Source organism: Streptomyces sp. AV19 (assembly GCF_015999245.1).
In the GTDB taxonomy this organism is placed as follows: Bacteria; Actinomycetota; Actinomycetes; order Streptomycetales; family Streptomycetaceae; genus Streptomyces.
In genome coordinates this window covers 415,613-438,686 of record NZ_JAEAMR010000010.1, presented here as the reverse complement: position 1 = coordinate 438,686, position 23,074 = coordinate 415,613, and the positions used below count along the sequence as shown (strand labels likewise).

Annotated in this window: 26 protein-coding genes and 1 pseudogene; 9 read left to right on the top strand and 18 right to left on the bottom strand. The window is 71.3% G+C overall.

Features of this window, described 5'->3' with window-relative positions:
* Positions 1 to 603: pseudogene (locus I5Q34_RS20425) on the top strand (hypothetical protein); the annotation flags it as partial.
* Here I5Q34_RS20425 and I5Q34_RS20420 read toward each other — a convergent pair.
* Positions 565 to 1,392: an SGNH/GDSL hydrolase family protein gene (locus tag I5Q34_RS20420; RefSeq protein WP_199893758.1), complete on the bottom strand. Its 828-nt coding sequence runs from the start codon at positions 1,390 to 1,392 to the stop codon at positions 565 to 567. The pseudogene I5Q34_RS20425 and the gene I5Q34_RS20420 sit on opposite strands and share 39 nt — an antisense overlap.
* 395 nt (positions 1,393 to 1,787) lie before the next feature.
* On the opposite strand from I5Q34_RS20420, the gene I5Q34_RS20415 reads away from it, so the two are divergent.
* The 6 genes from I5Q34_RS20415 (at position 1,788) to I5Q34_RS20390 (ending at position 10,226) form a co-directional block, all read left to right on the top strand.
* On the top strand, positions 1,788 to 2,306 hold the full coding sequence (locus tag I5Q34_RS20415; RefSeq protein ID WP_199893757.1) for a hypothetical protein: 519 nt from the start codon (positions 1,788 to 1,790) through the stop codon (positions 2,304 to 2,306).
* A gap of 1 nt (position 2,307) precedes the next feature.
* On the top strand, positions 2,308 to 3,402 hold the full coding sequence (locus I5Q34_RS20410) for a GNAT family N-acetyltransferase (protein ID WP_199893756.1): 1,095 nt from the start codon (positions 2,308 to 2,310) through the stop codon (positions 3,400 to 3,402).
* 435 nt (positions 3,403 to 3,837) lie between these two features.
* Entirely contained in the window at positions 3,838 to 4,707 is an 870-nt protein-coding gene (locus tag I5Q34_RS20405) for a glycosyltransferase family 2 protein (protein ID WP_199893755.1), read from the top strand.
* Positions 4,704 to 5,759: a glycosyltransferase family 2 protein gene (locus tag I5Q34_RS20400; RefSeq protein ID WP_199893754.1), complete on the top strand. Its 1,056-nt coding sequence runs from the start codon at positions 4,704 to 4,706 to the stop codon at positions 5,757 to 5,759. The genes I5Q34_RS20405 and I5Q34_RS20400 overlap by 4 nt, the downstream gene beginning before the upstream one ends.
* On the top strand, positions 5,756 to 6,577 hold the full coding sequence (locus I5Q34_RS20395; protein ID WP_199893753.1) for a polysaccharide deacetylase family protein: 822 nt from the start codon (positions 5,756 to 5,758) through the stop codon (positions 6,575 to 6,577). Before I5Q34_RS20400 ends, I5Q34_RS20395 begins: the two co-directional genes overlap by 4 nt.
* Entirely contained in the window at positions 6,570 to 10,226 is a 3,657-nt protein-coding gene (locus tag I5Q34_RS20390) for a lipopolysaccharide biosynthesis protein (protein ID WP_277965372.1), read from the top strand. Before I5Q34_RS20395 ends, I5Q34_RS20390 begins: the two co-directional genes overlap by 8 nt.
* Here the strand turns inward: I5Q34_RS20390 and I5Q34_RS20385 are convergent.
* The 13 genes from I5Q34_RS20385 to I5Q34_RS20325 form a co-directional block, all read right to left on the bottom strand.
* Positions 10,136 to 10,636 (bottom strand): ankyrin repeat domain-containing protein, encoded by a 501-nt coding sequence (locus I5Q34_RS20385; protein ID WP_199893752.1) that lies wholly within the window; start codon positions 10,634 to 10,636, stop codon positions 10,136 to 10,138. The genes I5Q34_RS20390 and I5Q34_RS20385 overlap by 91 nt on opposite strands.
* Positions 10,637 to 10,696: 60 nt before the next feature.
* Complete coding sequence (locus I5Q34_RS20380) at positions 10,697 to 11,134, bottom strand: NUDIX hydrolase (protein WP_199893751.1); 438 nt, start codon at positions 11,132 to 11,134, stop codon at positions 10,697 to 10,699.
* Between the two features lie 128 nt (positions 11,135 to 11,262).
* Positions 11,263 to 11,709: a sulfatase-like hydrolase/transferase gene (locus I5Q34_RS20375; protein ID WP_199893750.1), complete on the bottom strand. Its 447-nt coding sequence runs from the start codon at positions 11,707 to 11,709 to the stop codon at positions 11,263 to 11,265.
* Positions 11,645 to 12,772 (bottom strand): methyltransferase domain-containing protein, encoded by a 1,128-nt coding sequence (locus tag I5Q34_RS20370; protein ID WP_199893749.1) that lies wholly within the window; start codon positions 12,770 to 12,772, stop codon positions 11,645 to 11,647. Before I5Q34_RS20370 ends, I5Q34_RS20375 begins: the two co-directional genes overlap by 65 nt.
* Positions 12,773 to 12,843: 71 nt before the next feature.
* Positions 12,844 to 12,999: a hypothetical protein gene (locus I5Q34_RS20365; protein WP_199893748.1), complete on the bottom strand. Its 156-nt coding sequence runs from the start codon at positions 12,997 to 12,999 to the stop codon at positions 12,844 to 12,846.
* Positions 13,000 to 13,051: 52 nt separating this feature from the next.
* The gene (locus I5Q34_RS20360; protein WP_199893747.1) at positions 13,052 to 13,342 is read right to left on the bottom strand and encodes a hypothetical protein; all 291 of its coding nucleotides are present in this window, start codon (positions 13,340 to 13,342) and stop codon (positions 13,052 to 13,054) included.
* Between the two features lie 286 nt (positions 13,343 to 13,628).
* On the bottom strand, positions 13,629 to 13,946 hold the full coding sequence (locus I5Q34_RS20355) for a hypothetical protein (protein WP_199893746.1): 318 nt from the start codon (positions 13,944 to 13,946) through the stop codon (positions 13,629 to 13,631).
* Positions 13,947 to 14,068: 122 nt separating this feature from the next.
* The gene (locus tag I5Q34_RS20350; protein ID WP_199893745.1) at positions 14,069 to 14,302 is read right to left on the bottom strand and encodes a hypothetical protein; all 234 of its coding nucleotides are present in this window, start codon (positions 14,300 to 14,302) and stop codon (positions 14,069 to 14,071) included.
* Complete coding sequence (locus I5Q34_RS20345; RefSeq protein ID WP_199893744.1) at positions 14,299 to 14,475, bottom strand: hypothetical protein; 177 nt, start codon at positions 14,473 to 14,475, stop codon at positions 14,299 to 14,301. Before I5Q34_RS20345 ends, I5Q34_RS20350 begins: the two co-directional genes overlap by 4 nt.
* Before the next feature lie 124 nt (positions 14,476 to 14,599).
* Complete coding sequence (locus tag I5Q34_RS20340; RefSeq protein WP_199893743.1) at positions 14,600 to 15,859, bottom strand: helix-turn-helix domain-containing protein; 1,260 nt, start codon at positions 15,857 to 15,859, stop codon at positions 14,600 to 14,602.
* 178 nt (positions 15,860 to 16,037) lie between these two features.
* Positions 16,038 to 17,387, bottom strand: a complete 1,350-nt coding sequence (locus I5Q34_RS20335; protein ID WP_199893742.1) for a xylan 1,4-beta-xylosidase — start codon at positions 17,385 to 17,387, stop codon at positions 16,038 to 16,040.
* A gap of 64 nt (positions 17,388 to 17,451) precedes the next feature.
* Positions 17,452 to 17,826, bottom strand: coding sequence for a GntR family transcriptional regulator (locus I5Q34_RS20330; RefSeq protein WP_199893741.1), 375 nt, complete (start codon positions 17,824 to 17,826; stop codon positions 17,452 to 17,454).
* A 90-nt stretch (positions 17,827 to 17,916) separates the two neighbouring features.
* A complete protein-coding gene (locus tag I5Q34_RS20325; RefSeq protein WP_199893740.1) occupies positions 17,917 to 18,621 on the bottom strand; it encodes an SDR family oxidoreductase in 705 nt (234 codons plus the stop codon).
* A 114-nt stretch (positions 18,622 to 18,735) separates the two neighbouring features.
* Here I5Q34_RS20325 and I5Q34_RS20320 point away from each other — a divergent pair, with 114 nt between their 5' ends.
* Positions 18,736 to 19,101, top strand: coding sequence for a helix-turn-helix domain-containing protein (locus I5Q34_RS20320; protein ID WP_234429172.1), 366 nt, complete (start codon positions 18,736 to 18,738; stop codon positions 19,099 to 19,101).
* Positions 19,102 to 19,474: 373 nt separating this feature from the next.
* On the top strand, positions 19,475 to 20,704 hold the full coding sequence (locus I5Q34_RS20315) for a helix-turn-helix domain-containing protein (RefSeq protein WP_199893739.1): 1,230 nt from the start codon (positions 19,475 to 19,477) through the stop codon (positions 20,702 to 20,704).
* A 65-nt stretch (positions 20,705 to 20,769) separates the two neighbouring features.
* Here the strand turns inward: I5Q34_RS20315 and I5Q34_RS20310 are convergent, their stop codons facing one another.
* The 4 genes from I5Q34_RS20310 to I5Q34_RS20295 form a co-directional block, all read right to left on the bottom strand.
* Positions 20,770 to 21,321, bottom strand: coding sequence for a flavoprotein (locus I5Q34_RS20310; RefSeq protein WP_199893738.1), 552 nt, complete (start codon positions 21,319 to 21,321; stop codon positions 20,770 to 20,772).
* A gap of 79 nt (positions 21,322 to 21,400) precedes the next feature.
* Positions 21,401 to 21,574, bottom strand: a complete 174-nt coding sequence (locus tag I5Q34_RS20305) for a hypothetical protein (protein WP_199893737.1) — start codon at positions 21,572 to 21,574, stop codon at positions 21,401 to 21,403.
* A 212-nt stretch (positions 21,575 to 21,786) separates the two neighbouring features.
* Positions 21,787 to 22,419 (bottom strand): GNAT family N-acetyltransferase, encoded by a 633-nt coding sequence (locus I5Q34_RS20300; protein WP_199893736.1) that lies wholly within the window; start codon positions 22,417 to 22,419, stop codon positions 21,787 to 21,789.
* The gene (locus I5Q34_RS20295; RefSeq protein WP_234429171.1) at positions 22,416 to 22,844 is read right to left on the bottom strand and encodes an ATP-binding protein; all 429 of its coding nucleotides are present in this window, start codon (positions 22,842 to 22,844) and stop codon (positions 22,416 to 22,418) included. Before I5Q34_RS20295 ends, I5Q34_RS20300 begins: the two co-directional genes overlap by 4 nt.
* Positions 22,845 to 23,074: the final 230 nt, after the last annotated feature.

The window sequence follows — 23,074 nt, the reverse complement described above, 5'->3', positions numbered from 1 at the left end:
GGGGCGGGGGTGGTGGGGGCCCGGGGGGGGGGGGACGGCGGGGGCGAGGAGCCCGCCCGGGGCGGCGGCACCACCGGGGCGGCCCCGGGCGCGCCGCCCCCGCCGACCCCCGCCGCGTCCCCCTCCCGCTCCCCCGCCTCCTCGCCCTCCCCTTCCTCCTCCTCTTCTCCTTCTTCTCCTTCCTCTTCTTCCTCTTCTTCCTCGGCCGGCGCGCCGGGGTCCGCGGTCGGGGTCGCCGTCACCGCCGACCGCGACCGCTACTCGGGCCCCTGCCCCGCCCCGGCGCACCGCGCGCCCGCCTTCCACGCGCTGCTCACCGTGGACCGCGTCCCGGCGCGGGTGGTCTACCGGTGGATCACCGGCAGCGGGCGGGTGACGGACGGCGGCTGGCGGACGGCCGTGCTCGGCGGGTCGCCGACCGTGAGCGTGCCGCACACGGAGACCGCCCACCGGGCCGGAGACCCGGAGCGGGACTGGATCGCCGTGGAGGTCGCCTCGCCGCGCGAAGTAACGTCGGCGCGCGTGCCGTTCACGGTCGTCTGCCGGCCGGAGCCGTCGTCCGCGTCACCGAGTGGCGGCGCGAGCCGCGACGCGGGCCGCTGAGGTGAGTACCGGCAGGTAGCCGCCGGACTGGCCGCCGGCGGTGGGGTGGTACGACTCGTCGATCGGGAACGCCACGCTGTGCAGCCAGGGGCTGCCGGAGCACAGTTCGTGCCCCTTAAAGGTGGTGTTGACGTCTCCGTAGGCGAAGCCGTGGGCGGCGGCGCGGTCGGCGATGACGGAGTCGAGCAGGTCCGCGGCCTTGTTGATGGCCGTCCGCTTGGTCTCGCTCAGGCCGGCGCAGGTGGTGGCGTCCGGCTTGTAGAAGCGGGGGTAGCCGAGGACCACGACGTGCGCGTGGGGGGCCTTGGAGTCGATGGCGTCGTAGACCGCGTCCAGTTTGGCGGGCAGTTGGCCGCGGATGAAGGCGCTCGCGGTGGCGATTTTGTCGAGACAGCTGCGGTCGTCGCCGAGGACGCACGAGCTCATCGTGTCGGAGAAGCCGGCGTCGTTGCCGCCGACGCTGACGCTGACGAGGCCCGTCGACGCGGTGAGCGGGGCGAGCTGCTTGCCGAGGACGTCACCGGTGCGCGCGCCCGAGCACGCCGTGAAGGCGAACGACGCGGGAGCGTGCGCGGCGGCCCACAGGGCCGGGTACGCCTTGGAGCTGCGTTTGCAGTCGCCGTCCTGGTACGAACCGGCGCCCACGCCCGAGGAGTAGGAGTCGCCCAGCGCCACGTAGGCCGGCCCGGCCGGTCTCGGCGCGGGGTGCGCCGTACCGGTTCCGGTGAGGGCGATCAGGAGGGTGAGGGCCACGGCCGATGCGGCACCTGTGATGCGGTGCGAGTTCATGGAGCCTCCCTAGCAGGGTTCTCTGCCACCCCTGTGGTAGCAGCGACCCGGAGTTGTTGGAAGTGTCCATGTCAAAATTCACGACGACCCCTTGCCCGTATGGCCATTTGGTGAAGTCCGTCCCCGCGCCGCCTTCACGGCCGCGTCAACTCCGGCACTCGAACGGGGGTGTCGCGCTCCTCCGTACGGAGGCCCGTGCGGCGGCCGGAACCCTGTGTACGACGGTGAACTGACGGTATGACAGGTTCGCTTGATGTTCATCCGACGGAAAGCCTCCGGTTGTGCCCGAAGGCATCGGCCAAAGGCCGTTCGCACGCCCTTCACATCTTGACGGCCTTCGCCCATTGCGCGACATTGAAGCCCGGCATCCGGCGCTTCGGGGGGCTAAGTCGCCAATGCAGAGCTTCAGCGATCCCGTCGGACTCGACGGCGGCAATCCCGGTGGCAGCAATCCCACCGACCTCGGAATCGACACCATCGATGAGCACGCGCCGGCCGGCGATCCGTCCGGCACCACCGGCCCGCCCGGCCGCACGGGGAGAAGGCCGCCGGCCGCGGACTCGCTCCCGGTGGTCGCGGGAGCCGCCGTCGCGATGGCGGGGGTGGGCGCGGCGCTGGCGCTCGCGGACATCGGCTCGCCGCTGCGGGCCCCGTTCACCCTCTTCTTCCTGCTCGTCGCGCCCGCCTGCGGGGTGGCGGCCGCGCTGCGCGGGCTCGACCCGCTGAGCCGGGCCGTGGTCGCGGGCGGCGGGGCGGTGGCCGTCGACCTGCTGGTCGCCCAGACCATGCTCGCGCTGCACAGCTGGTCGGTGCGCGGCGGCGTCGCCGCCGTCGGGGCCGTCAGCCTGCTGCTCTTCCTGCTGGCCCACGGGTGGCACCACCGGAGCCGCTCCGCGAAAAGCCGGACGTCCTGACGTGGACATCAGCGTACGCCGCCCCGGAGAGCTGACCGCCGCGGACCGGGCGGCGTGGTCGGCCATGCAGGCCCGGGCGGTGGAGGACGGCTCACCACAGCTCGCGAATCCTTTCCTCGCGCCGGAGTTCACCCTCGCGGTGGGACGCTGCCGCCGCGGGACCCGGATAGCGGTCGTGCGGGAGGAGGGCGCGCCCGCGGCCTTCTTCCCCTACGAGCGCACCCCGCTGGGCGTGGGCCGGGCGATCGGGCTGGGCGTCTCGGACGCCCAAGGTCTGGTGCACCGGCCCGGATTCCAGTGGGACGCCAGGGACCTGCTGTACGCCTGCGGGCTGTCGCTGTGGGAGTTCGACCACCTCGTGGAGGGACAGAAGCCCTTCGAGGTGGGCGCCTCCGGTTCGTTCGCCTCGCCCGTGATCGACGTGGAGCAGGGCTTCGAGTCCTATCTGGCGGCGCTGCGCAAGCAGTCGCCCAAGTTCACCCGCACCACGCTCGCCAAGGAACGCCGGCTCGGCCGCGACCACGGCGAGGTGCGGTATGTGCACGACGAGCGCGATCCGGCGGTGCTGGACCGGCTGATCGCCTGGAAGTCGGCGCAGTACCGAAGAACAGGGCGCAGCGACCGCTTCGCCCGCCCCTGGATCACCCACCTCGTCGAGCAGCTGTTCCACACCCGGGCCGCGGCGTTCGGCGGCCTGCTGTCCGTGCTCTACGCGGGCGGCCGGCCGGTGGCGGCGCACTTCGGGCTGTGCTCGCCGACGATGCTGGCGTGCTGGTTCCCGGCGTACGACCCGGAGTTCGCGAAGTACTCCCCCGGCCTGGTGCTGCACGTGCGGATGGCGGAGGGGGCGGCCGCGGCGGGGCTGGCGTATCTGGATCTCGGGCGGGGCGGCAAGGCGTACAAGGATTCCCTGAAGACACGTGAACTCAGCGTCTCAGAAGGGTGGGTGACGAGACGTCACCCCGTCGCGCTGGGGCATCTGGCGCGGCGCGCGCCGGTGCGCGCGCTGCGCAACGCCGTCCTCGCGCGCCCCCGGCTCTTCGAGCCCGCCGACCGGCTCCTCAAGCAGGTGGGCCGGCTCCGGCGGGGAGCGTGAGACGGCGCGGTGCGCAGGCTGCCGGAGCGCGGCGCAACGGCCCGCTCCGGCGTGTGCGTTCGCACAGCGGACAGCGCGTCAGGAACAAAGGACACCAAAGGAGGAGAGTCCGCCTCAGCTCTTGCCATACAGTCTCAAGCTTCAATACCGTCGTACATCTACCCGCATCGGTCCATCAGTTCATGCGGCTCCGGGGAGGGGCTCCAGTCGCCGCGCGATGGATCCGGGGCGGGGCGCGGCAGGGGGTGCCGCGCCCGGCCGGCCCAGCCGGTCCGGGTCGCGTGCCGCGCGGCCTGTGCTACTTGCCAACTCGCCCTGTGGGCACGGCGGTTCAGCCGCCGTACGAGACAGGGCGAGACCCCCTTTTCGAACCGGACACACCAATGGACCGCTCGGGGGCGGGCGGTCCACCGGACGAGAGGGAAACAGAGACTCATGAGCTCGTTCCTGCGCCCGGCGGCCGGTCAGTCTCCTGACCAGGCCCTGGGATCCGAAGGCCGGAGCGATTCCGGCCAGCCGCTCGAACCACCCGCCCAATACCGGCCGGTGACCTCGCAGTTCGCGATAGCGCCACCGGTCAGCGTGGTGATCCCGGCGATGAACGAAGCGGAGAACCTGCCGTACGTCTTCAAGACCCTGCCCTCCTGGATCCACGAGGTGGTCCTGGTGGACGGCAACTCCACCGACGACACGGTCAAGGTGGCCCGGGAGCTGTGGCCCTCGGTCAAGGTCGTCGAGCAGCGGGGCAAGGGCAAGGGCGACGCCCTGATCACCGGGTTCGCCGCCTGCTCGGGCGAGATCATCGTCATGGTGGACGCCGACGGCTCCGCCGACGGCAACGAGATCGTCAGCTACGTCTCCGCCCTGGTGGGCGGGGCGGACTTCGCCAAGGGCTCCCGCTTCGCCAACGGCGGTGGCACGGACGACATGACGCCCGTCCGCAAGCTGGGCAACCGCGTCCTGTGCTCGATCGTCAACCAAAAGTTCGGGGCCCGCTACACGGATCTGTGCTACGGCTACAACGCCTTCTGGAAGCGCGTCCTGGACGACATCGCCCTGGACTGCGCCGGCTTCGAGGTGGAGACCCTGATGAACATCAGAGTCGTCAAGGCCGGCCTGAAGGTGCAGGAGATCCCCAGCCACGAGTTCGTGCGCATCCACGGTGCCAGCAACCTGCGCGCGGTGCGCGACGGGCTGCGGGTCCTGCGGGTGATCCTGCACGAGCGCGGCTCCCGGCGGCGCAAGCGGCCGGGGCGCCCGGCCCTGGCGATCGCACCGGCCGCGAGCCGCGGGGAAGTCTCTTGAGCGCAGCAGGAGCAGGGCGGACCGCCGCGCCGGACGTCTCGGTGGTCATCTGCGTCTACACCGAGGACCGCTGGGGCGACATCCTCGCCGCGGTGGCCTCGGTGGCCGCGCAGTCCCACCCCGCGCTGGAGACCCTGGTCGTGGTGGACCACAACCCGGCGCTGCTGCGCCGGCTCGCCGAGCGCTACGGGAAAGACGCAGCCGACGGGACCGGTTCCGGTCCCGTCCGGGTGCTGGCCAACGCCGGGCCGCGCGGCCTGTCCGCCGGGCGCAACACCGGCGTGGCCGCCTCCTCCGGGGAGGTGATCGCCTTCCTCGACGACGACGCGGTGGCCGAACGCGACTGGCTGCGGCACTTCGCGGCGGGCTACGCGGATCCCCGGGTGATGGCGGTGGGCGGCCGGACCCAGCCGGTGTGGGCCTCGCGGGGCCGGCCGGCCTGGTTCCCCGAGGAGTTCGACTGGGTGGTGGGCTGCACCTACCGCGGCCTGCCGCCCGGCCGGGTGCAGGTGCGCAACGTCCTCGGCGGGAACGCCTCGTTCCGCAGGTCGGGCCTGCTCGCCGTCGGCGGGTTCGCCAGCGGCATCGGGCGCGACGGGCAGCGGCTGCCGCTGGGCTGCGAGGAGACCGAGCTGTGCATCCGGCTGCGCCGGGCCGTGCCCGGCGCGGTGCTGCTCATCGACGACCGCGCGGTGATCCACCACCGGGTGCCGGCCGAGCGGGAGCGCTTCGGCTACTTCCGCACCCGGGCGTACGCCGAGGGCCTGTCGAAGGCCCTGGTGGCGCACAGCGTGGGCGCGCGCGACGGGCTGGCCAGCGAGCGCCGTTACACCACCCGCGTGCTGCCGGCCGGAGTGGCGCGCGGGCTGCGCGACGCGCTGCTCCGCCGCCCCGGCGGCGCCGGGCGGGCCGGGGCGATCGTGGCGGGCCTGGCCGTGACGGCCGGCGGCTACGCGGTCGGCCTGGTACGGGCGCGGCGCGGCGCCGGGCGGTACGCGGTGGCGTCGGTGGAGGGGGCCGCGGCGAACGCGGCCGGGGAGGCGGCCGCATGACGGACGCGACCGGATCGGTGCCGATCCTGATGTACCACTCGGTGGCCCACTCGCCGTCCCGCGCCGCCCACGGGCTCTCGGTCCGGCCGGAGGCGTTCGCCGAGCAGATGGCCGTGCTGGACGCGGCCGGTTTCGTCCCGCTGACCGCCCGGGAACTCGCCGCCGCCTGGCGCGACGGGCGTCCGCTGCCGCCGAGGCCGGTCCTGATCACCTTCGACGACGGCTACGAGGGCGTGCACCGGCACGCCCTTCCCGTGCTGGCGGCCCGGGGCTTCCGGTCGACCGTCTTCGTCTCCACCGGCTGGCTGCGCGGGGAGCACGAGACCGGCGGCGCCCTGGATCTCATGCTCACCTGGAACCAGTTACGCGAGCTCACCAAGGCCGGCGCCGAGGCCGGCGGGCACAGCCACACACATCCGCAGCTCGATCAACTCGCCGACGACAGGCTGATGTTGGAGATCGAGCGGTGCCGGGACATACTCACCGGGGAACTCGGCCGGCCGCCGGTCTCCTTCGCCTATCCCTACGGCTACTCCAGCCGCCGGGTGCGGCACGCGGTGCGGGCGGCCGGCTTCACGATCTCGCTCGCGGTGGGCAACGACCTGGCGACGCGCGCACAGGGCCCGTACGCCCTGCGACGGGTGACCGTGCGCCGCACCACGTCGGCCGCCGACTTCGAACGGATGGTGCACGGCCGGGCGGTCGGCCGGCTGTTCGCCGCCGACCGGGCCCTGACCAAGGGGTACGCGGTCGTCCGCCGGGGCAGGCAACTGGCCAGAGGGGCGAGCGTCAGAAAGGCTAGAGAGGCGCGTGGCTGACACGTCCACACAGGACACCTCCGAACCGGGGCTGTCCGCACGGACCGAGGAGCGGGCGGTGGAACCGGCGGGCCGCAGGCTTCGGCTGCCGGGGCGCGGCGGGGGCGGCGGGGGCAGCCCGCTGTTCCGCAACGCCTTCGCGCTGATGGTCAACACCGGCATCAGCGCGGTCCTCGGGGTGGGCTTCTGGCTCGTCGCCGCCCGCTACTACAGCGACGACTCGGTCGGCCGGGGCTCGGCGGCCATCGCCGCCATGAAGTTCCTCGCCGGGCTCACCGCGGTCACCCTGACCGGGGCGCTGGCCCGTTTCATCCCGGTCGCCGGCCGGACCACCGGCCGGCTGGTGCTGCGCACCTACGCGGGCAGTTCGGTGATCGTCGCCGGCGCGGCGGGCGTCTTCCTGCTCACCCTGGACTGGTGGGGGCCGTCCTACCGGGCGCTGGGCGGGCTCTCGCACGGGCTCGGCTTCACCGTCGCGGTGATCGCCTGGTCGGTGCTCACCCTCCAGGACGGGGTGCTGACCGGGCTGCGCAGCGCGGTGTGGGTGCCGGTGGGCAACACGGTCTTCTCGGCCGTGAAGCTGGCACTGCTGATCGCCCTTGCGGCGATGCTGCCGGCGTCCGGGGTGTTCGTCTCGTGGGTGGTGTCGATCGGCGCGTCCGTCCTGCCGCTGGGCTGGCTGGTGTTCCGGCGGCTGGTGCCCGCGCACGTCCGGGCCACCGAGCGGAGCGCGCGTCCGGCCGGCGTCCGGGAGATCGGCCGGTTCCTGGCCGGGGACTACACCGGTTCGCTGTTCTCGCTGGCCGTGGTCTACCTGGTGCCGGTGCTCGTGGCCGCGCAGATCAGCTCCAGCGAGAACGCGTACTTCTACATCGCGTCCACCATCGGGGGCACGGTCAACCTGCTCGCGATCAACATGGGCGCCTCGCTGACCGTCGAGGGGTCGCACGACCCGGAGCGGCTGGCGGAGAACTGCCGGGCCGCGCTGCGCCGGATGGCCAAGATCATGGTTCCGGTGTGCGGGGGGCTGTTCCTCCTGGCGCCGTACATCCTCGCGGTCTTCGGCCCCGGCTACACCCAGGCGACGCCGCTGCTGCGGTGGTTCGCGGTCGGGGCCGCGCTGCGCGTGGTGATGGAGACGTACTTCGCGGTGCTGCGGGCGCAGAGCCGTACGGCCGGACTCGCCTATCTCCAGGGGCTGTTGTGCCTGCTGGTGCTGGTGCTGACGCTGTTGCTCATGCCGCGCATGGGGCTGACGGGCGCGGGGGTGGCGGAGATCTGCAGCCTCACGGTGATCGTCTCGATCGCCGCGGTGAAGCTCCGGGGCGTCCTCAAGGCGGCGTCCCCCGCCCCCGTGGGGGCGTCCGACGCCACGGCGCCCGACGGCGACCTGGCGGACCTGCCGTCCCACGGCGAACGGCGCGAGGAGCCGGAGGCGGTGCCGGTCTCGTCGGCCGGGCCGGGCTACGGCACGCGCTGGGCGCTGCGCGCGGCGCTCGACGCGGACACGCTGCCGCTGGGCGTGCGGCTGGACTTCGATCACCTGGAACGGCGGCCGGACGTCCGTCCGTCGCCTTCGCCGGACACGCTCGTGCTCCGGGCGAAGGCGAAGGCGCCCGCTCCCCCCGTGGAGAACGCGCCGTCCCGGCGCCCCGCGTGGTGGCGCCCCGAGACCGCGATCGCGCTGCTCCTGCTCGCCGGACTCGCCCTCTACTGGCTGCCGTTGAAGGCAGTCGGCGAGGTCAACCTGGACGGGATGGGCGGGCTCGGCCTGGTCTCCGTCCTGCCCGCCGCGACGCTGGTGGGCACCGCCGTGCTGGTCGCGGCCTTCGCCGCCGCGCTGGTTCCCGCCCGGCCGCGCACCTGGCTGCCGGCCGCCGTGCTGCTGGCGACGGTGGTCTCCCTGCACGCGCTGCCCGCCGTGCTGGAGGACCGTCCGCGCTTCGCCACGGCCTGGCAGCACCTGGGCTTCCTGGACTACATCGACCGGACCGGCACCGCGGCGCCCGACCTGGACGCGCGCTGGAGCTGGCCGGGCTTCTTCGCGCTCGCCGCGTTCGCGGCCCGGGCGTGCGGGGCGCACGACCTGACCGAACTGCTGCGCTGGTGGCCGCTGGCCGTCCAGCTGGCGTGCCTGGCCCCGCTGGCCCTGCTGCTGCGCGCGGTCCGGGCGGGGTGGCGGGCGAAGTGGACGGCGCTGTGGCTGTTCGCGCTCTGCGGCTGGGTGGGGCAGGACTACTTCTCCCCCCAGGCCCTCAACTACCTCGTCTACCTGCTCTTCGTGGCCGTGCTGCTGGTCTGGTTCCGCTGGCCGGGCCAGCTGCCGGGGCGGCGGATCCCCGGCGAGCGGCGGGTCGAGCCCGTGGGCCGCGGTCAGCTGACCGTGCTCCTGGCCCTGCTGATCGCCCTGTTCGCGGCCTCGGTCGCGTCCCACCAGCTGACCCCGTTCGTCATGCTGGGCGTGCTGACCGTGCTGGTCCTGGCGCGCCGCTCGGTACTCCGTGGCCTGCCGCTCCTGTGCGCGGTGATGCTGGCGGTATGGATCGGCTTCCTGGCCGAACCGTACTGGTCGGGCCATTTCCACGAACTCTTCGGCGGCCTGGGCTCGTTGGGCGGCAACGTCTCGTCGTCGGTCTCCGGCCGCATCGAGGGCGGCAACCCGGTCCACAAGTTCGTCCTGTACGTCCGGGTCGCGCTGGCGGGCGGGGTTCTGCTCTTCGCCGCCCTGGGCTGGTGGCGCCGCCGCCGCGCCGGCGTCACGGACGTGTCGCTGACGGTGCTGACCTGCGTCCCGTTCCTCGCCTTCGGCATGCAGTCGTACGGCGGCGAAGTGGCCCTGCGCGTCTTCCTGTTCGCGGTCCCCGGCGCGTGCGTGCTCGCCGCCCTGGCCCTCTTCCCGGGCGCGGCGCGCCGCCGCCGTACGTGGGTCGGCCCTCTGACAGCGCTGGCCGCCGGCCTCGTCCTGGTCTTCGGCTTCCTGGTGGCCCGCTGGGGCAACGAGGACTTCGAGCGGGTGCGGGGCGGGGAGGTGGCGGCGATGGAGTACGTCTACGCGCACGACCGCCCGACGGTGAAGCTGCTGTGGATGAGCAGTGACACGGTGAACAACGTGACGCCCGCGCTTCCGTGGGGCGCGCGGGACATGGAGCGCGTCCTCTACGAGCCGACGCTCGCTCCCCGCAATGCCGCCGACGTAGCGGATCTGGTCACCGCGCTACGAGCGGCAGGCCCGAACGCGTACCTCCTCGTGAACGAGGGCCAGTCCACGTACCTGGAGCTGTCCGCGGGCTACCCGACGGGCTGGAACGCGAACATCCGCCGCTCCCTCTCCGCCAACCCGGACCTCCGCCCGGTCCTCTCCAACGACGACGCGGTCCTCTACGAACTGACCTCCAAGCCCTCCGGCTCGCCCCCCGCCCCACGCCCCGGCCCCGCCGGCCCCCGGGTGACCTGGAACCCGGTCTCCGTGGTCGGCGGCCTGGCGGCGGTGCTGCTGCTGGCGTTGCTGACGGTGCGGGAGCTGACGAGGGTGGGGATGCGGGTGGGAGTGCGGCAACTTCAGTGGATGCAGGGGTCGTTCTGGTTCGCGATGCCGTTGCTGTTGGTGGTGGGGGCGGTGCTGGTGTGGCGGTTGGCGACGATGTCGTGAGCCCTCGCCGCGACGAGGAGGGCGGCGGTTTCGGGGTGGGGGCCGTCGTTCGCCCAGTCCAGGGGTGAGCGGCCGGTGCCGTGATCTTCCCGGAGGTCCGGATCGGCACCGTGCGCCAAGAGCACGCGCACCGCCTCGGTGTGCCCCCAGCACGCGGCCGCGCACAACGGCGTGCCCTCCGAACCGATTCCGCTGCTCTCGGTGTCGGGACGGGCCCCGGCCGCCAGGAGCAGCCGGGCGGTTGCCGCTTGCCCGTTCACGGAGGCCAGGTAGAGCGGGGTGGTGCCGTAGTCATTCCCCCGCTCCGGGTCGGCTCCGGCCCGCAGAGCCGTTTTCACGCCGACGGTGTCACCCGACAGTATTGCCTCGAAGAGACGGCGGGAGAACTTCTTCCGTTTACGCAAGTTCATGGGTACCGAGGTTAACGACAAGGCTGTCCGATGAACCGATTCAAACCCGTCTCCGACCGGTCATGACCGGTCGGACAGCAGTAGGGCGAGGGGGCCCGCGGGGAGGAGGAACCGGCCCTGGACGGCGGCTGCGATGACGTCGGCCATGGGCCACCAGGACAGCTTGAAGTCCCGCTCGGTGGGCGTGAGCTGCTGCGGGCCCAAGGCCAAGTCCCGGGCTTCGTAGAGGTGCACGCGGGCCGTGGACTCCAAGGTGACGGCATAGGCGCCCAGGGGCCGCCACTGGGCGGCGGTGATCCCGGCCTCCTCCTCCAGTTCACGGCGCGCGCACCCTTCCGGCGTCTCGCCGTCCTCACGCCGTCCGCCCGGCAGGAACAGGTACTCGCCACCGTGCCGGGGGAATTCCGCGCTGAGGACGGCCACGAGGCCCTTGTCGTCGCGGGCCACCACTACGGCCGCGTCGCGGACCGGACCGCGTGCGTGAACGTCATCGCTCATGCCGCGCGAGCCTAGTGTCGCGTGATCCATGTGGTGTCACTTGAGGCTGGTCGGCTCGTTGAGCCCAGCCACACCAAGATCATCTCACCCGTGACCAGCAGTTACGGGACAACCCTTAGTGGCGGGGCTTAGCGCACCATGGCCGCATACGGAACATTCATCACCATGGGGTGGGCGATGCCCCGACCGTGGAATCCGTCGTCCCCGTAGGCATCGCCGTGATCGGCGCACATGATGATCAGCCATCTGCGGTTCGCGGTCAGGCTGGTGATCAGGCGGCTGAGGTGTTCGTCGGCATAGGCGAGGGCAGCCTGCTGCGACATGGCGGTGTCGGTGCTCTCGCCGAGGTAGTGGCCGTGGGGGACGTGGGTGGCGGAGACGTTGAGGAACAGGAACAGCGGCCGGTCCTGGTGCCGGTCGGCGATCTCGAGGGCCTGGTCCACCTGGTGGCTTGTGGAGTCGACGCGGGACGAGCAGAACTCCGGTTCCGCAGGTTCATAGGTGACGAGGTCAGCGACGGAGGCCGGCAGTCCGCACGGGGTTATCCGGCGAACCCAGCCAGGGCCGTTCGCCACGCTCGTCCACGGTCAGCCCGAAGCGGCTGAAGTCAGGGCGCCCCTGTTCCGTCCACCACCGATGCGCCGCCTCGACCTCGTCCCACAGTCGCCGTGAGCCGGACTGGTACACCTTGGCTTTCGTGCGGTCGTCCCGGAACACGGCCACCGCCCATGACCTGTCCGAGAGCCCATAGAACCAAACAGCGCGCTTTCCGTCGCGCTTGAGGTCGGCGGTGTGAGCCACGTCGGGCACGCACAAGCCCAGAACGAACCCCACCGGGTCAAAGTCGCCCGTACCGCACAGGTCTTCCTCGGTGATCGACGTGAACGAGATGTCGGCGGCGTCCATGGCCCCTGTCGGCACGTACTCATCGTGCCGGGGCCGCACGAACCGCTGGGAACGCATGCGCATGAATGCCACCGGGCGCGTGAACGGCCCGGACGCGCTGCGACGGTCGTCGGCCACCACGAGACGGGCGGTCGCTTCGCCCGGCCCGTAGTACGTCCCCCACGGCACGAGGATCACGGCTCCTGGGGTGGACTGTTCCACCCACGCGAACGGGATCTTCCGCAGCCCGCACGTGGCGATGATCCGGTCGTAGGGCGCCTGTTGCGCGTACCCGAGGAAGCCGTCCCCGCGCACCACCTCGACCGGGAGCCCGAAGCGGCCCAGGGATTCCCGGGCCTGCGCGGCGACGGTGGCGTCCACCTCCACGCTGACCACGTTGGCGGCCCCGAGGCGGTGGGCGAGCAGCGCGGCGTTCCATCCGGTGCCCGTGCCGATCTCCAAAGCGCGCTGCCCCGGCCGCACTTCGAGGTCGGCGAGCATGGAGAACACCAGGCTCGGCATGGACGAGGACGAACTGAACGACCTTCCCGGTTCGGGGCCGATATGCTCGCCGTCGTCCCACTGCGTGACGATCGGGTCGTCGGAATCGGCGTACCTCTGCCACGCCTCGGGGTCGTGGTCTCTGTCGACCGCCGCATTCCGGCCGGTGGCCATGTCGTGCGGCCACATGAGGTCGGGCAGGAAGCGGGATCGGGGTACGGCCTCGAAGGCCGGTGCCCAGTCGGGCGTCATGGTTCCGGTTTCCAGGAGGAGACGGCCCAATTCTTCACGAGTGGGCCGTCCCGCCTGCTCAGGAGAGCTTGTCACTTCTTGTGCGTCCCGTCGCCGGGGGGCGTGGATCCGTCCGGGTGGGGCTCGTCGGTCGGCGTCCAGGGCTGCCCGGGGTGGCCGTCGTCGGCGTCCTCGTCCTTGCGGTGCCCGCCGCCTTGTGCGAACTGTGTCGCCGATCGGATGTCCATGGGGTTTCCTCCTCGAGGCTGGGCCTTCATCGTGGTTCTCGGCAGGTGTTGGTCACCACTGATCCGGGCCGACAGGTCCATGCACCGGAATGTGGCTGTTCTTGAGGTGGTTCACCTTGTCGGTGGCGTGCCTGCGCTCGGCTTGGGCATCGCCCTGCCGGGTGGCGCGCACCATCCGCTGATCGATGATCCGGCAGACGCGGCAGGCATCCAGGGAAGTGGCGGTACCGGCACCGGGCCGGCCACGACCGGGCCCGGACGCATGGGGAGTGGTGACGACGAAGCGCCACAGGATCTGCAGATCCGGACGCTGATGGCTGAGGTGTCTGGGGTCCGTGTTCACCTGGGGCCCGTCTTCATGGATGGGTCGTCCTTGTCGGTGGGTGAGCAGGGGTGTGGCAGCCGTATACGGGGCGGAGGCTTCTACCACCACGAGTGCGCCTCCACTCGTCCACCGGCGCACTGCGGGCAGCGCACACGGCCTTCGCGGCACGTCGTGCACGTACGGCCATCTGTCACCGCCAGGCCGGCGCAGTCGGGGCAGAACACCCGGCCACGCCCGATGCACGTCCCGCAGTAGCCCCCGATCTCCAGCGGCATCGGTGGCGGTGTCCGCACCGTTGAAGAGGTCACAGAAACTTCCCGGGTCGCATCAACCACGGTCGGCACAGGACCTGTTCGTAGATGGTGTGCTCGGGGTACTCCCGCACGTGTTGGAACGTCCAGCTGCGCGCATCCTCGAACGCTGCGTGGTCATGGGACTCGGCACCGCACGAAGTGCCGTCGCCGTCCTCGCCCAGGCAGCGGAATTTATGTCTTGTGGACGGTGCGTCGGGCTCGAGGTCCGGGGTGATCGACCAGTTGCGGTAAGCAAAGCGCGCGCGGGTCACTTCGTCGCTCCCATGCTCTGCGAAGTACGCGGCAAGCTCGGCGGTGAGCCTGGCCACGGTGTCAGGGGGGATGGGTTCCGGCGATGATGACGTAGCCGCTCGGTCCGTATCGGCCGCCGCACGGCGGAGCCTTGGGCTCATCAGCCGCACGAGCGATTGCCACGCCCTCCGGGATGCCGTCACGGCATCCTCCTGCGTCGCGCGTTCAGCCTCGCCGTCTCCGCCCGCATGTACTCGTAGGCGCCTGCGGGTTCGACCGCACCGGACTCGACAGCCCACTCGCGTCCGGCTCCAGGCGTGCGAAGCGTCCACCAGCCGGGCATGGCTCCGTGGAACTCTCCTACGCGGTCCGTGGCGGTGTCGTGGAGGAGTTCACCGATCTCGAGCAAGTTCTTGTGCGCCACCGTGTTCACACCGCATCACCGTCGGTCGACTGCTCCAGCAGTTCGTCCCGCACAACGGACATACCGAAGTCGATCAGGGTGACGGTGAGTGCGAGATCGTCGAACGGCGTTATGACGCCGGCCATGGTGTCGAACAGTTCCCGGCGGCGTTGCCGCTCGACCTCGCTGCGTTTGTCGGCCATCGTGACCCCGCGTTCGTAGCGTGCTCGGGACACGATGAACGTATGGCCTCGACGCAACGGCAGCCACACACGGAGAGTAGGAGTTCGTAACGCGTCCCGAAGGAACTCCTATGCCCCGTGGGACCTACTCGACGACTGCCAGATAACCAGCCATCTCTCGCATGTCCTGGGTGAGCGTCCGCTTCCGCGACTTGAGCACGTCGGCCATCACCCGGCGGGCCATGGGCTGATGTTTGATCCACGCCCCTCGCTCGGACCGGATGGCCAACAGTTCGTCGGTCGCGTCCTGATGCGCCCCGAGGATGGTGTGCGCACGTGCTACGTCGAGCCGGTGACGTGCCCAGTTCGCTCCCTGGGGCTTGCCGACCCTCTTGAGGGACTTGGACGACAACACGTCTTCTTCCGCACGTGCGAGCACGGCGCGTGCGTCGCCGACACTGTTGCCGATCACCAGGCAGTCCTCGATGGACTTGATCGCCGCCGTGACCGGACCGAAGCCTCCCCAGGTGGCGGGGAAGGTCCGGTCCTCGCGCTCCATGCCTGCGGCAGCCCGCGCCACCATCCGGCGCGCGGCCTTGGCGTCGTCCGGCCGATTGTCCCGGATCGCGGCGGCGGCCGCGCGCATCCACAGTTCGCCCCAGAGACCGACGCGTGAACCGTCGGCTTCCGTCATACGCGGCTCCATGAGTTCGGCTGTGGTGACCGCCAGGTGGGAGCACTCGGCGAAACGGTCTTGCCTCAGCAGGAGCCAGCACATGCCGACGACGCCGGTAGCGGCGATCCGGCGCTCACCGGCCTCGCGTGCGAGCCGGATGCCCTCCGCAAGCGCGTGGTAGGCCATGTCGTACTGCCGCACTTGGGTCAGGTACTTGCCCGCCACGAGCAAAGCCAGCGAGTGCGTGACAACGGCGTGCTGTCGCTCATCGCCTTCCGACGTGTTTACGGCGGCGTCGGCTCGCGTGAGCAACGCGGGGAGCCTCCTCGCCACCGAGTCGAACTCGTCGGCCCGGTACAGCGCGTGCGCGTCCATGATCTCGCGCCACAGGTCCGCCAACCGGTCCGGCGAAGCGTGGCCTTGGCCGACCACTCCGTCAAGCCCCAAAGGGGGCATGAGTGCCATCCGGAGCGGTACGAGGCTCTGCCGGGTCTCCTCGTCACCGATCACCGGAGCAGGAACCCCTGCCGCGAACAGTTCGGAAGTGGGTACTCCAAGACCTCGCGCAACGGCATGCGGTGTCTCGGTGAGGACGTGCCCGCCCTGTTCCACCTTCTGAACGGTCTTGACCGACAAGCCCGAAGCGTCGGCCAAAGCCTCCTGGCTCATGCCCATCGCACGCCTGTATTTCTTGACGTTCCAACGGACTTCAGATGTTTCGGCTGCCATGCGACTACCTCCCGGTTGCCACGTTACGCCGGGCGGCCGGGCGCACGCTGCCTACGGCATACCCCCCTTCCGCTGGGCGGAATTGCATGGTTGACGCGCCTCTCGCACTTCCGGTCAACAGGCCGGGCGCTCACTTCGCGTGCGGCTGCCGTTCCTTCGTCCACCGCCAACTCCCCCCTCACGCCAGCCACCGCACCTCATACGCCCCCAGGCTCACTCCCCGCCCGTCCACCCGCACGCTCACCCCATGGTCCTGCGTGTTCACCACCAGCATCGCGCGACCCGAGGCGAGCGCCTGCACGCCGTCGCCCTCCACCACCGGCCGTCGCATGTCCGCCCCCGGCGGAAACACCCTCCCGAACCGGGACACCAGCTCCATCATCGGCAACCCCGTCCCTCCCCCGCTCAGCTCCGTGCTGCTCCACAGGCACCCCGGGCAGGCGCCCGTGTCGCTCTCGGGGTTCCAGTAGAAGGCGGCGGCCACGCCCGACCGGGCCATTTGCATCATCGCCGTGGCCTGGACGGCGACCCGGCGCTGCTCCGTCCAGCCGGCGCGGTTGTCCTGGGCGTCCGGCGGCTCGACGTACCACTCGGCCCACCACACCGGCAGGCCGGTCGCGCTCTTCAGCCAGGCCGTGACGTCGGCGAACTTCTGCGTGGCGCGGAACTCGTCGGGGAGGAGCAGGCTGCCGTCCCGCGTATAGCTGGAGCCGTCGACGACGACGAAGTCGGCACCGGCCTTGTGGCGGTTCCAGTAGGCGAGCGCGTCGAGGGCGCGCTGGTCGACGACGCCCCAAGCACCCTGCAGGGACGACGCGTTGGAGGCGGAGCCGGGCGAGTTGCTGTCCATGACGACGTACGGTCCGCCGATGAGGACGTCGTCGCGCTGTCTGCGGACTTCCTCGTAGACGAGGTTGTAGAGCTCGGTGTAGCCCTCGTAGTCCCAGCGCTTGCGCGATTCGTCGTAGAAGCCCTTGAGCTCGTTCCAGACGATGAAGTGGTGGACGTCGGGATAGCGCTTGGCGACGACGCCGGCGAGGCGGGCGAAGTCCTTGTAGTGGGCGCGCTCCGGAGCCCTCTCCAGGGAACGCTGGGACCAGTCGGTCTGCTCTCCACCGCCCTTCATCCAGTCGGGGGCGCAGCACAGCGTGAGGACGGGCGTGGCCCCGGTGCGGCGCATCAGGGCGACGCGCCGGTCGAGTTCGGTGAAGTTGTAACTGCCGGGTCTGGGCTCGGGGTTGTCCGCCCCCCAGCCCATGATGTGCTGGTTCTGCGGCACGGGGGTGGCGGAGAGCAGCTCGGCGGCGGTGCGGCGGGCGCCGTCCTCGCCGCGGTCGGCGCTGTACTTGGTGTGGGTGAACCCCCAGCCCAGCGCCGCCCGCCCGTCGCGCGTGGCCCGGTCGCCGGACCGCCCGCCGAGGCCGACGGTGAACAGCAGGCCCAGCCCGCACGCGAGGGCCGCGAGCAGCGCGGTCAAGCGCCACCGCCCCCGTTTCGACAACCAAGGCCCCCCGGCATGACGTCCCATCACGGCAAGGGTATCGGCGAGACGTACGGTTTGGACGACTTCCGCCCGAACCCGGGAGCCGAACTCAGGCGTCGTAGACGGCGCGCACCGCTTCCTCCGCCGCCGCGAGCGCGGCCGCCCGGTCCAGGCCGAGCCGCCGGGCCCGCTCTGCGTAGCCGCGGGCGGCCGCGGCGGCCTCCCGGTCGGCGGTGTCGCCGGGGGCGGCGACGAAGGTGCCGTTGCGGCCGCGCGTCTCGATCACCCCGTCGGTCTCCAGCGCCCGGTACGCCTTGGCCACGGTGTTGGCGGCGAGGCCGAGCTGCTCGGCGAACCCGCGCACCGTCGGCAGCCGGTAGCCGACGGGCAGTTCGCCGGAGCGGGCCTGATCGGCGATGCCGGCGCGGATCTGCTCGTAGGGCGGTTCGGGCGCGTCCTGGTCGACGGTCACGTGCAAGGTCACGGCGGCTGTGCTCCTGGCTGACGGGGCGGTGTGCGGCCCCCATTGTGCGTCAGGCGGGCGCGGCGGGGCGGCAGCCCGCCCCGGGGCTGGTCATCCCTGTCCCGCGGACCATTCGGCGACCAGGGCGCGAAAGACCTCGGGGTCGCCGATGACGTCTTCCGCCCGGTCCCGCCGCCGGTACAGGTCGTAGTAGCGGGAGCCGATGACGTCGGGGTCCGTCACGGGGTCGCCGGGGACGATTCCGGAGGCGATCGTCACGGTTGCCACGTGGATCCCCTGGGGCCCGAGCTCGGCGCGGAGGGCGTGCGCCCAGTTGCGGAGGCCGGCCATGGCCAGGCCCAGGTCGGCCAGGAAGGGCGCGGCGACGGTGGACGACACCCCGGTGGTCAGCAGCAGCGTCCCCTCGCCACGGGCACGCATCCGCGGCAGGACGTGCCCCACCGCCGTGATCGCGCCCAGCACATGCACTTCGAACTGTGCGGCGGCGGACTCGACCGTGGTCTGTGCGGCCCGGGTGATCGTCCCGGTCGGGCCGGGACTGAACTCCAGCACGTCGACCGGCCCCAGCGTCTCCTCGGCCCTCGCCAGCGCACCGGCCAGCGCGTCGCGGTCCCGGATGTCGGCGGGAAACGCCCCGGTGGTGACGCCCAGCCCGGCCAACTCGCCCACCATGGCCCGCAAGGCATCCGCCCTCCGCGCGACCAGCCCCACCTGGAACCCCTGCCGCCCGAAGGCCCGGGCCACTCCCATCCCCAGCCCCGGCCCGGCACCGACGACAACAAGCGTCTTCGCCACCGCGAACTCCCTTCCGTCAGACGGTTACTCTTTGTTCGCAGCAGCATGATTTGTCATCGCAACACCGGTGGGAAGACGGCACATTGGTGTCGGTCGCGCACAAGGAGGTAACCCTTGACCGAGCCGGACGACGAGACGTGCCGGCAGGTGCTGCGGATCCTCGCCCTGATCGGCGACAAGTGGAGCATCCTGGTGATCGGCCAACTCCGCGACGGGACCTTGCGCTTCAGTGAACTGCACCGCGCGGTCAAGGGCATCTCGCAGCGCATGCTCACCCTGACGCTGCGCCACCTCGAACGGGACGGCCTCGTCACCCGGACCGTGCACCCCAGCGTCCCGCCCCGCGTCGACTACACCCTCACCCCACTCGGCACGACCCTGCTGGATTCCGTCTCCGCCCTTGCCGATTGGGCCATCGCGCACCGCCAGGAGATCAACGACAACCGCTGCCGCTACGACGCCACCCGGTCACAGCGGTGACGGCCGTACGGCGCATTCCACGGCGTCCAAGGCGAACAGCCACAAATACGCCTCCAGCCGCTCCCCACCCGTACCGGGCGGATGCGGCACCCGCTTCCCCTCCCCGTGAGCACCCGGTGCAACGGCCGGCGGGGCACCGGCCACGACGGGAATGGATAGCGTGGCCGACCGGCCGTGGTGGCCGTTCGTACAGGCTTCCGGGAACGAGTGCGAAGAGTCCGCAGCAAGGCAGTCACTTACCCCACGACATGGGGCGTCGGTACCGTTCGAGGGAACGAGCATGACGCGGACCGGACGGAGCCACGATGCCTTGCCCCCGAACCCATGAGTCCAGCAGGCACGTTCCCGCATCGGCGGGCGGGGAGGTGCGCTGATGCTGGAGGAAGCCGAGGAAATCGGTCGCCGCGTACGCCGGGCCCGCCTTCGGCTGGGCATGCCACAAGCCGATCTCGCCGCGGCGCTGGGCAAGTCGCAGGGCTGGGTGTCGAAGATGGAGCGCGGCCTGATCGAGTTGGACCGGGTCGGTCTCCTCAACCAAGTCGCCTCCGAGCTGCACATCCACCCCAACGACCTCATCGGGAGGCCGTACACCAGCTCACCGGCCGACAACCAATGGCAGGTCGCCGCGTCGCCGATCCTTCGGGAACTCCGGCGGTACGACCTGGTGCCGGTCTTCGACGGAACCCCGCGTTCGTCGGATGAGCTGTGGCAGGACATGAAGCGGCTGCACCGGCTCCGCGACGCGGCGGCGAACGTGGCGATCCTGCAATGCCTGCCGGACCTGCTGCGGGAGGCCCGTGCCCTGGCGGAGGTCTCCTCCGGCCACGAGCGGGAAGAGGCGTTCGCCGTCTACGCCGTGTGCTGCAAGTTCGCGCACACGGCTGCCCACGCGCTCGGGCACCCCGAGCTGATCGCCATGGCCTGCGAGCGTGCTGCGTGGTCGGCCCAGCTCTCGGGTGACCCTCTGATGCCTGCCGTCGCCGACTGGATGCGGGTCTGGGACATGTGGGCGACCGCCGACTGGAGCGATGCGCTCGCGCTGTCGGACAAGGCTCTCCGCAGTGTTCAGCACGAATACGACCAGGGCGACCAACTGGCCCTGAGGGTTTGGGGTTCGCTGCAACTGCGCGCTGCCGTCTCCGCGGCGAGGGCCGGCAACGAGCAGGAGACGGACGACCGTATTGGGCACGCTCGCGGGGCCGGAGCCCGTGTCGACGCCTACAGCGGTGATCCGGTCCACGATCGGCATTCGCTGACCTTCTCCAGCGGCAACGTAGAGATCCACTCCATCAGCGTCGCACTGGAGATGCGCGACCAGACCAAGGCCCTGGCCATAAACCGGCGCACCGACGCCGCGGTACTGGAAGCGCTTCCCAACTCCCGCCGCAGCCACCACCACATGGACATCGCGCGTGCGTGGCTGTGGGACGGGAACCGGGACAAGGCCGTGACGGAGCTGGAGAAGGCCGAGCGCATCGCGCCACAGCTCATCCGCAACCACCCCATGGCCAGGGCCACGCTCCGGACGATCGTCGAAGCGGAGCGAGCCATCACCCGGGAGAAGTTGCGAAGGATGTCCGACCGCTTCCACCTGGACGGATAGGGGTCGTATTCCTCCGGCTCATATTCGGGCCCGGGCAGGGCCCCTGGCTGCGGTCACACGGCCTCTTACCCGCGCTTCAGACCTCCCACGGCATCCAAAGCAAGCTGCCACGGATACGCGTCCAGCTGCCGCCCTCCGGTTCCGGGCGCATGCGGCAGCCACTCCCCCTCCCCATGCAGCACCCGGACACCCGTCCCGCGCAGCACCTCGACCGATCGCCGCGTGGCCGGATGCCCGTCGAGCGCCGTCGACCAGAACGGCAGCGCCACCACCGGCAGCCCGAGCCCGACGGCCTCCGCGACCAGCCCCAGCGCGTACGTATCGGCAATGCCCGCCGCCCACTTGTTGACGGTGTTCATCGTCATCGGGGCCACGACGACCGCGTCGGCGGGCGGGTTGCGTTTCTCCTCCCCGGAGCGGCGCCACGTACTGCGCACCGGGCGGCCCGACGCGGCCTCCAGCGCGTCCCGATCGATGAACTCCCCGTCGGCGGCGGCCGGTGTGGCGATCACGCAGACGTCCCAGCCTCGCTCGGTGGCCGCCGTGACCAGCCGCCCGGCGTCCTTGGCCGGTCCCGCCACGCAGACGACGACGTACAGGACGCCTCGCGCGGTCATATGGCGACCTGCGCGCGGCTCGCCGGCGAACGCAGTACGGGAACGTGCCCGCTCCGGTCACGCATCAGCAACTCCCCGATCAGCTCTCGGACCACGGGACGGGACGGGACCGTACCTCTTCCGGCGCCTCCCGCTCGGCGGCGAGGAGAGCCGCCGTGGCCTTCTTCGTCCCGCCGCAGGCGTGCAGTGCCCGTACGGCGTCCGTCCAGAGGACGGCCCGGCGCCCGGCCACGGCCAACGCTTTGACGTCCACCCGCCGGGGCCTCGGTCAGTGCCCTGGCCACGTCACCGAGCGTCAGCGCGACGGAAACCCGGTGCAGGAGCACGTTGTTCGGGCCGCGCCCTGCATCTACCCTTTGAACCCGGCTGGCCAACACACAGGTGTCTGACCACCGCGTACCAGATACGGCCGCTGCAGGGGGCTCAGGTGCCCACCCCGCGCCCCCGTTGCCATGGACAGCAACGTCACGTTGAGTACGTGATGGGGACAGCCGGGTTCAATGGCCACCGGTACCGGTTCCGGGCGACGGTGGCACTCCTGGCGGCTGTCCGGACCGGCAGGCGGGGAAGTTCCTCCGCCTTGCGTGCCATCAGGTACGTCAGGGCGCCGCGCAGGTAGACGCTGTGGATGACGTCGAAGCCCTGAACATCCCGGTAGTAGCGCATCAGGGTCTCGTGGGTGCAGCCCCGCCGCACCCATACACGCCCCGTGCGTGCGGCGTACCCGAGCGCCCACCAGGCCATGAGGGCGCCGGGCCGCTCGCTGCTCCGGTCGGGGTCGGTGAACGTCGTCGCCATGAATAAGGCGGGCTCGTCCTGTTCGGCCTCCGTCCATCCCCACAGGGGCGTCTCCGGGTACAGGCTGGTGAAGCCGAGGACCCGCCCGTTGTTCTCGTCGGCCAGCAGCCACACCGGGGTACGGCCGTCGGTGGCCTGCCGGGCGATGGCCTCGGCCCGCGCCGGCTTCTCCAGGTCGTAGCCGTCCGGCAGGCCGCGCCATGACATCCACTGGGCGCGGACGCGGACCAGGCGGGCCAGCGTAGGGGCGTCGGCCTCGTCGGCCCGGCGCATGACGTACATGGTGGTTGTCCTCCTCATCTGGAATCGCCTCCGTCCGGCCGCGGTGCGTGGACGTCGGCCCACACCCGTTTCCCCCACGGCAAGGTGTCAGCGCCCCAGCGATCGGCGAGGGCGCTGACCACGACCAGGCCCCGCCCTCGCACGTCCTCGGGCGACGGTTTCCGGCGGGCGGGGCGTTGCTGGGACATGTCCACCACGGCCACCCGGACGCGGCCCTGGTGGGGACGGGAGACGGTCACCCGCAGGCTGCGGCACTCGGTGTGTTCGACGGCGTTGGTGACCAGCTCCGACACGATCAGCGCGCAGGTGTCGAGCAGGCCGGGCAGGTTCCAGGTGTGGAGCACGGCGGCCACCAGGAGCCGGGCTTGCCGGGCGGATGCGGCCTCCCTGGGCAGGGACTTCGTGTACGCGGGGACGCCGGTCGCGGCAGGGTGTGCGGTCATCGTCATCGGGTCGCCTCAGCGTGGTCCGAAGCCGTCGCCCGCCGGGGGCAGCTGTGCGGAGGAGCTGTTACCGGCGGGCGACGGCGGATCAAGAACCGCGCGCCGTGAGTGACACGCGGTGTGTCGATGCCAGTACAACGGCGGTCAGCGCGAGGCCGGGAGGAAAAGTTCCCGGAATGTTGAGTGCAGCCGACCGGAAATTTCCGGTCGTGCGCCCCTGACCGGGTTTT

Excerpts from the sequence above, each read along its gene's own strand:
- I5Q34_RS20300 (WP_199893736.1), bottom strand. The coding sequence starts at position 22,419 with ATGAGGAGGACAACCACCATGTACGTCATGCGCCGGGCCGACGAGGCC.
- I5Q34_RS20295 (WP_234429171.1), bottom strand. The coding sequence starts at position 22,844 with ATGACCGCACACCCTGCCGCGACCGGCGTCCCCGCGTACACGAAGTCC.
- I5Q34_RS20340 (WP_199893743.1), bottom strand. The coding sequence starts at position 15,859 with ATGGCAGCCGAAACATCTGAAGTCCGTTGGAACGTCAAGAAATACAGG.
- I5Q34_RS20415 (WP_199893757.1), top strand. The coding sequence starts at position 1,788 with ATGCAGAGCTTCAGCGATCCCGTCGGACTCGACGGCGGCAATCCCGGT.
- I5Q34_RS20370 (WP_199893749.1), bottom strand. The coding sequence starts at position 12,772 with ATGACGCCCGACTGGGCACCGGCCTTCGAGGCCGTACCCCGATCCCGC.
- I5Q34_RS20380 (WP_199893751.1), bottom strand. The coding sequence starts at position 11,134 with ATGAGCGATGACGTTCACGCACGCGGTCCGGTCCGCGACGCGGCCGTA.
- I5Q34_RS20385 (WP_199893752.1), bottom strand. The coding sequence starts at position 10,636 with ATGAACTTGCGTAAACGGAAGAAGTTCTCCCGCCGTCTCTTCGAGGCA.
- I5Q34_RS20345 (WP_199893744.1), bottom strand. The coding sequence starts at position 14,475 with ATGGCCGACAAACGCAGCGAGGTCGAGCGGCAACGCCGCCGGGAACTG.
- I5Q34_RS20315 (WP_199893739.1), top strand. The coding sequence starts at position 19,475 with ATGCTGGAGGAAGCCGAGGAAATCGGTCGCCGCGTACGCCGGGCCCGC.
- I5Q34_RS20365 (WP_199893748.1), bottom strand. The coding sequence starts at position 12,999 with ATGGACATCCGATCGGCGACACAGTTCGCACAAGGCGGCGGGCACCGC.
- I5Q34_RS20405 (WP_199893755.1), top strand. The coding sequence starts at position 3,838 with ATGAGCTCGTTCCTGCGCCCGGCGGCCGGTCAGTCTCCTGACCAGGCC.
- I5Q34_RS20310 (WP_199893738.1), bottom strand. The coding sequence starts at position 21,321 with ATGACCGCGCGAGGCGTCCTGTACGTCGTCGTCTGCGTGGCGGGACCG.
- I5Q34_RS20395 (WP_199893753.1), top strand. The coding sequence starts at position 5,756 with ATGACGGACGCGACCGGATCGGTGCCGATCCTGATGTACCACTCGGTG.
- I5Q34_RS20335 (WP_199893742.1), bottom strand. The coding sequence starts at position 17,387 with ATGGGACGTCATGCCGGGGGGCCTTGGTTGTCGAAACGGGGGCGGTGG.
- I5Q34_RS20420 (WP_199893758.1), bottom strand. The coding sequence starts at position 1,392 with ATGAACTCGCACCGCATCACAGGTGCCGCATCGGCCGTGGCCCTCACC.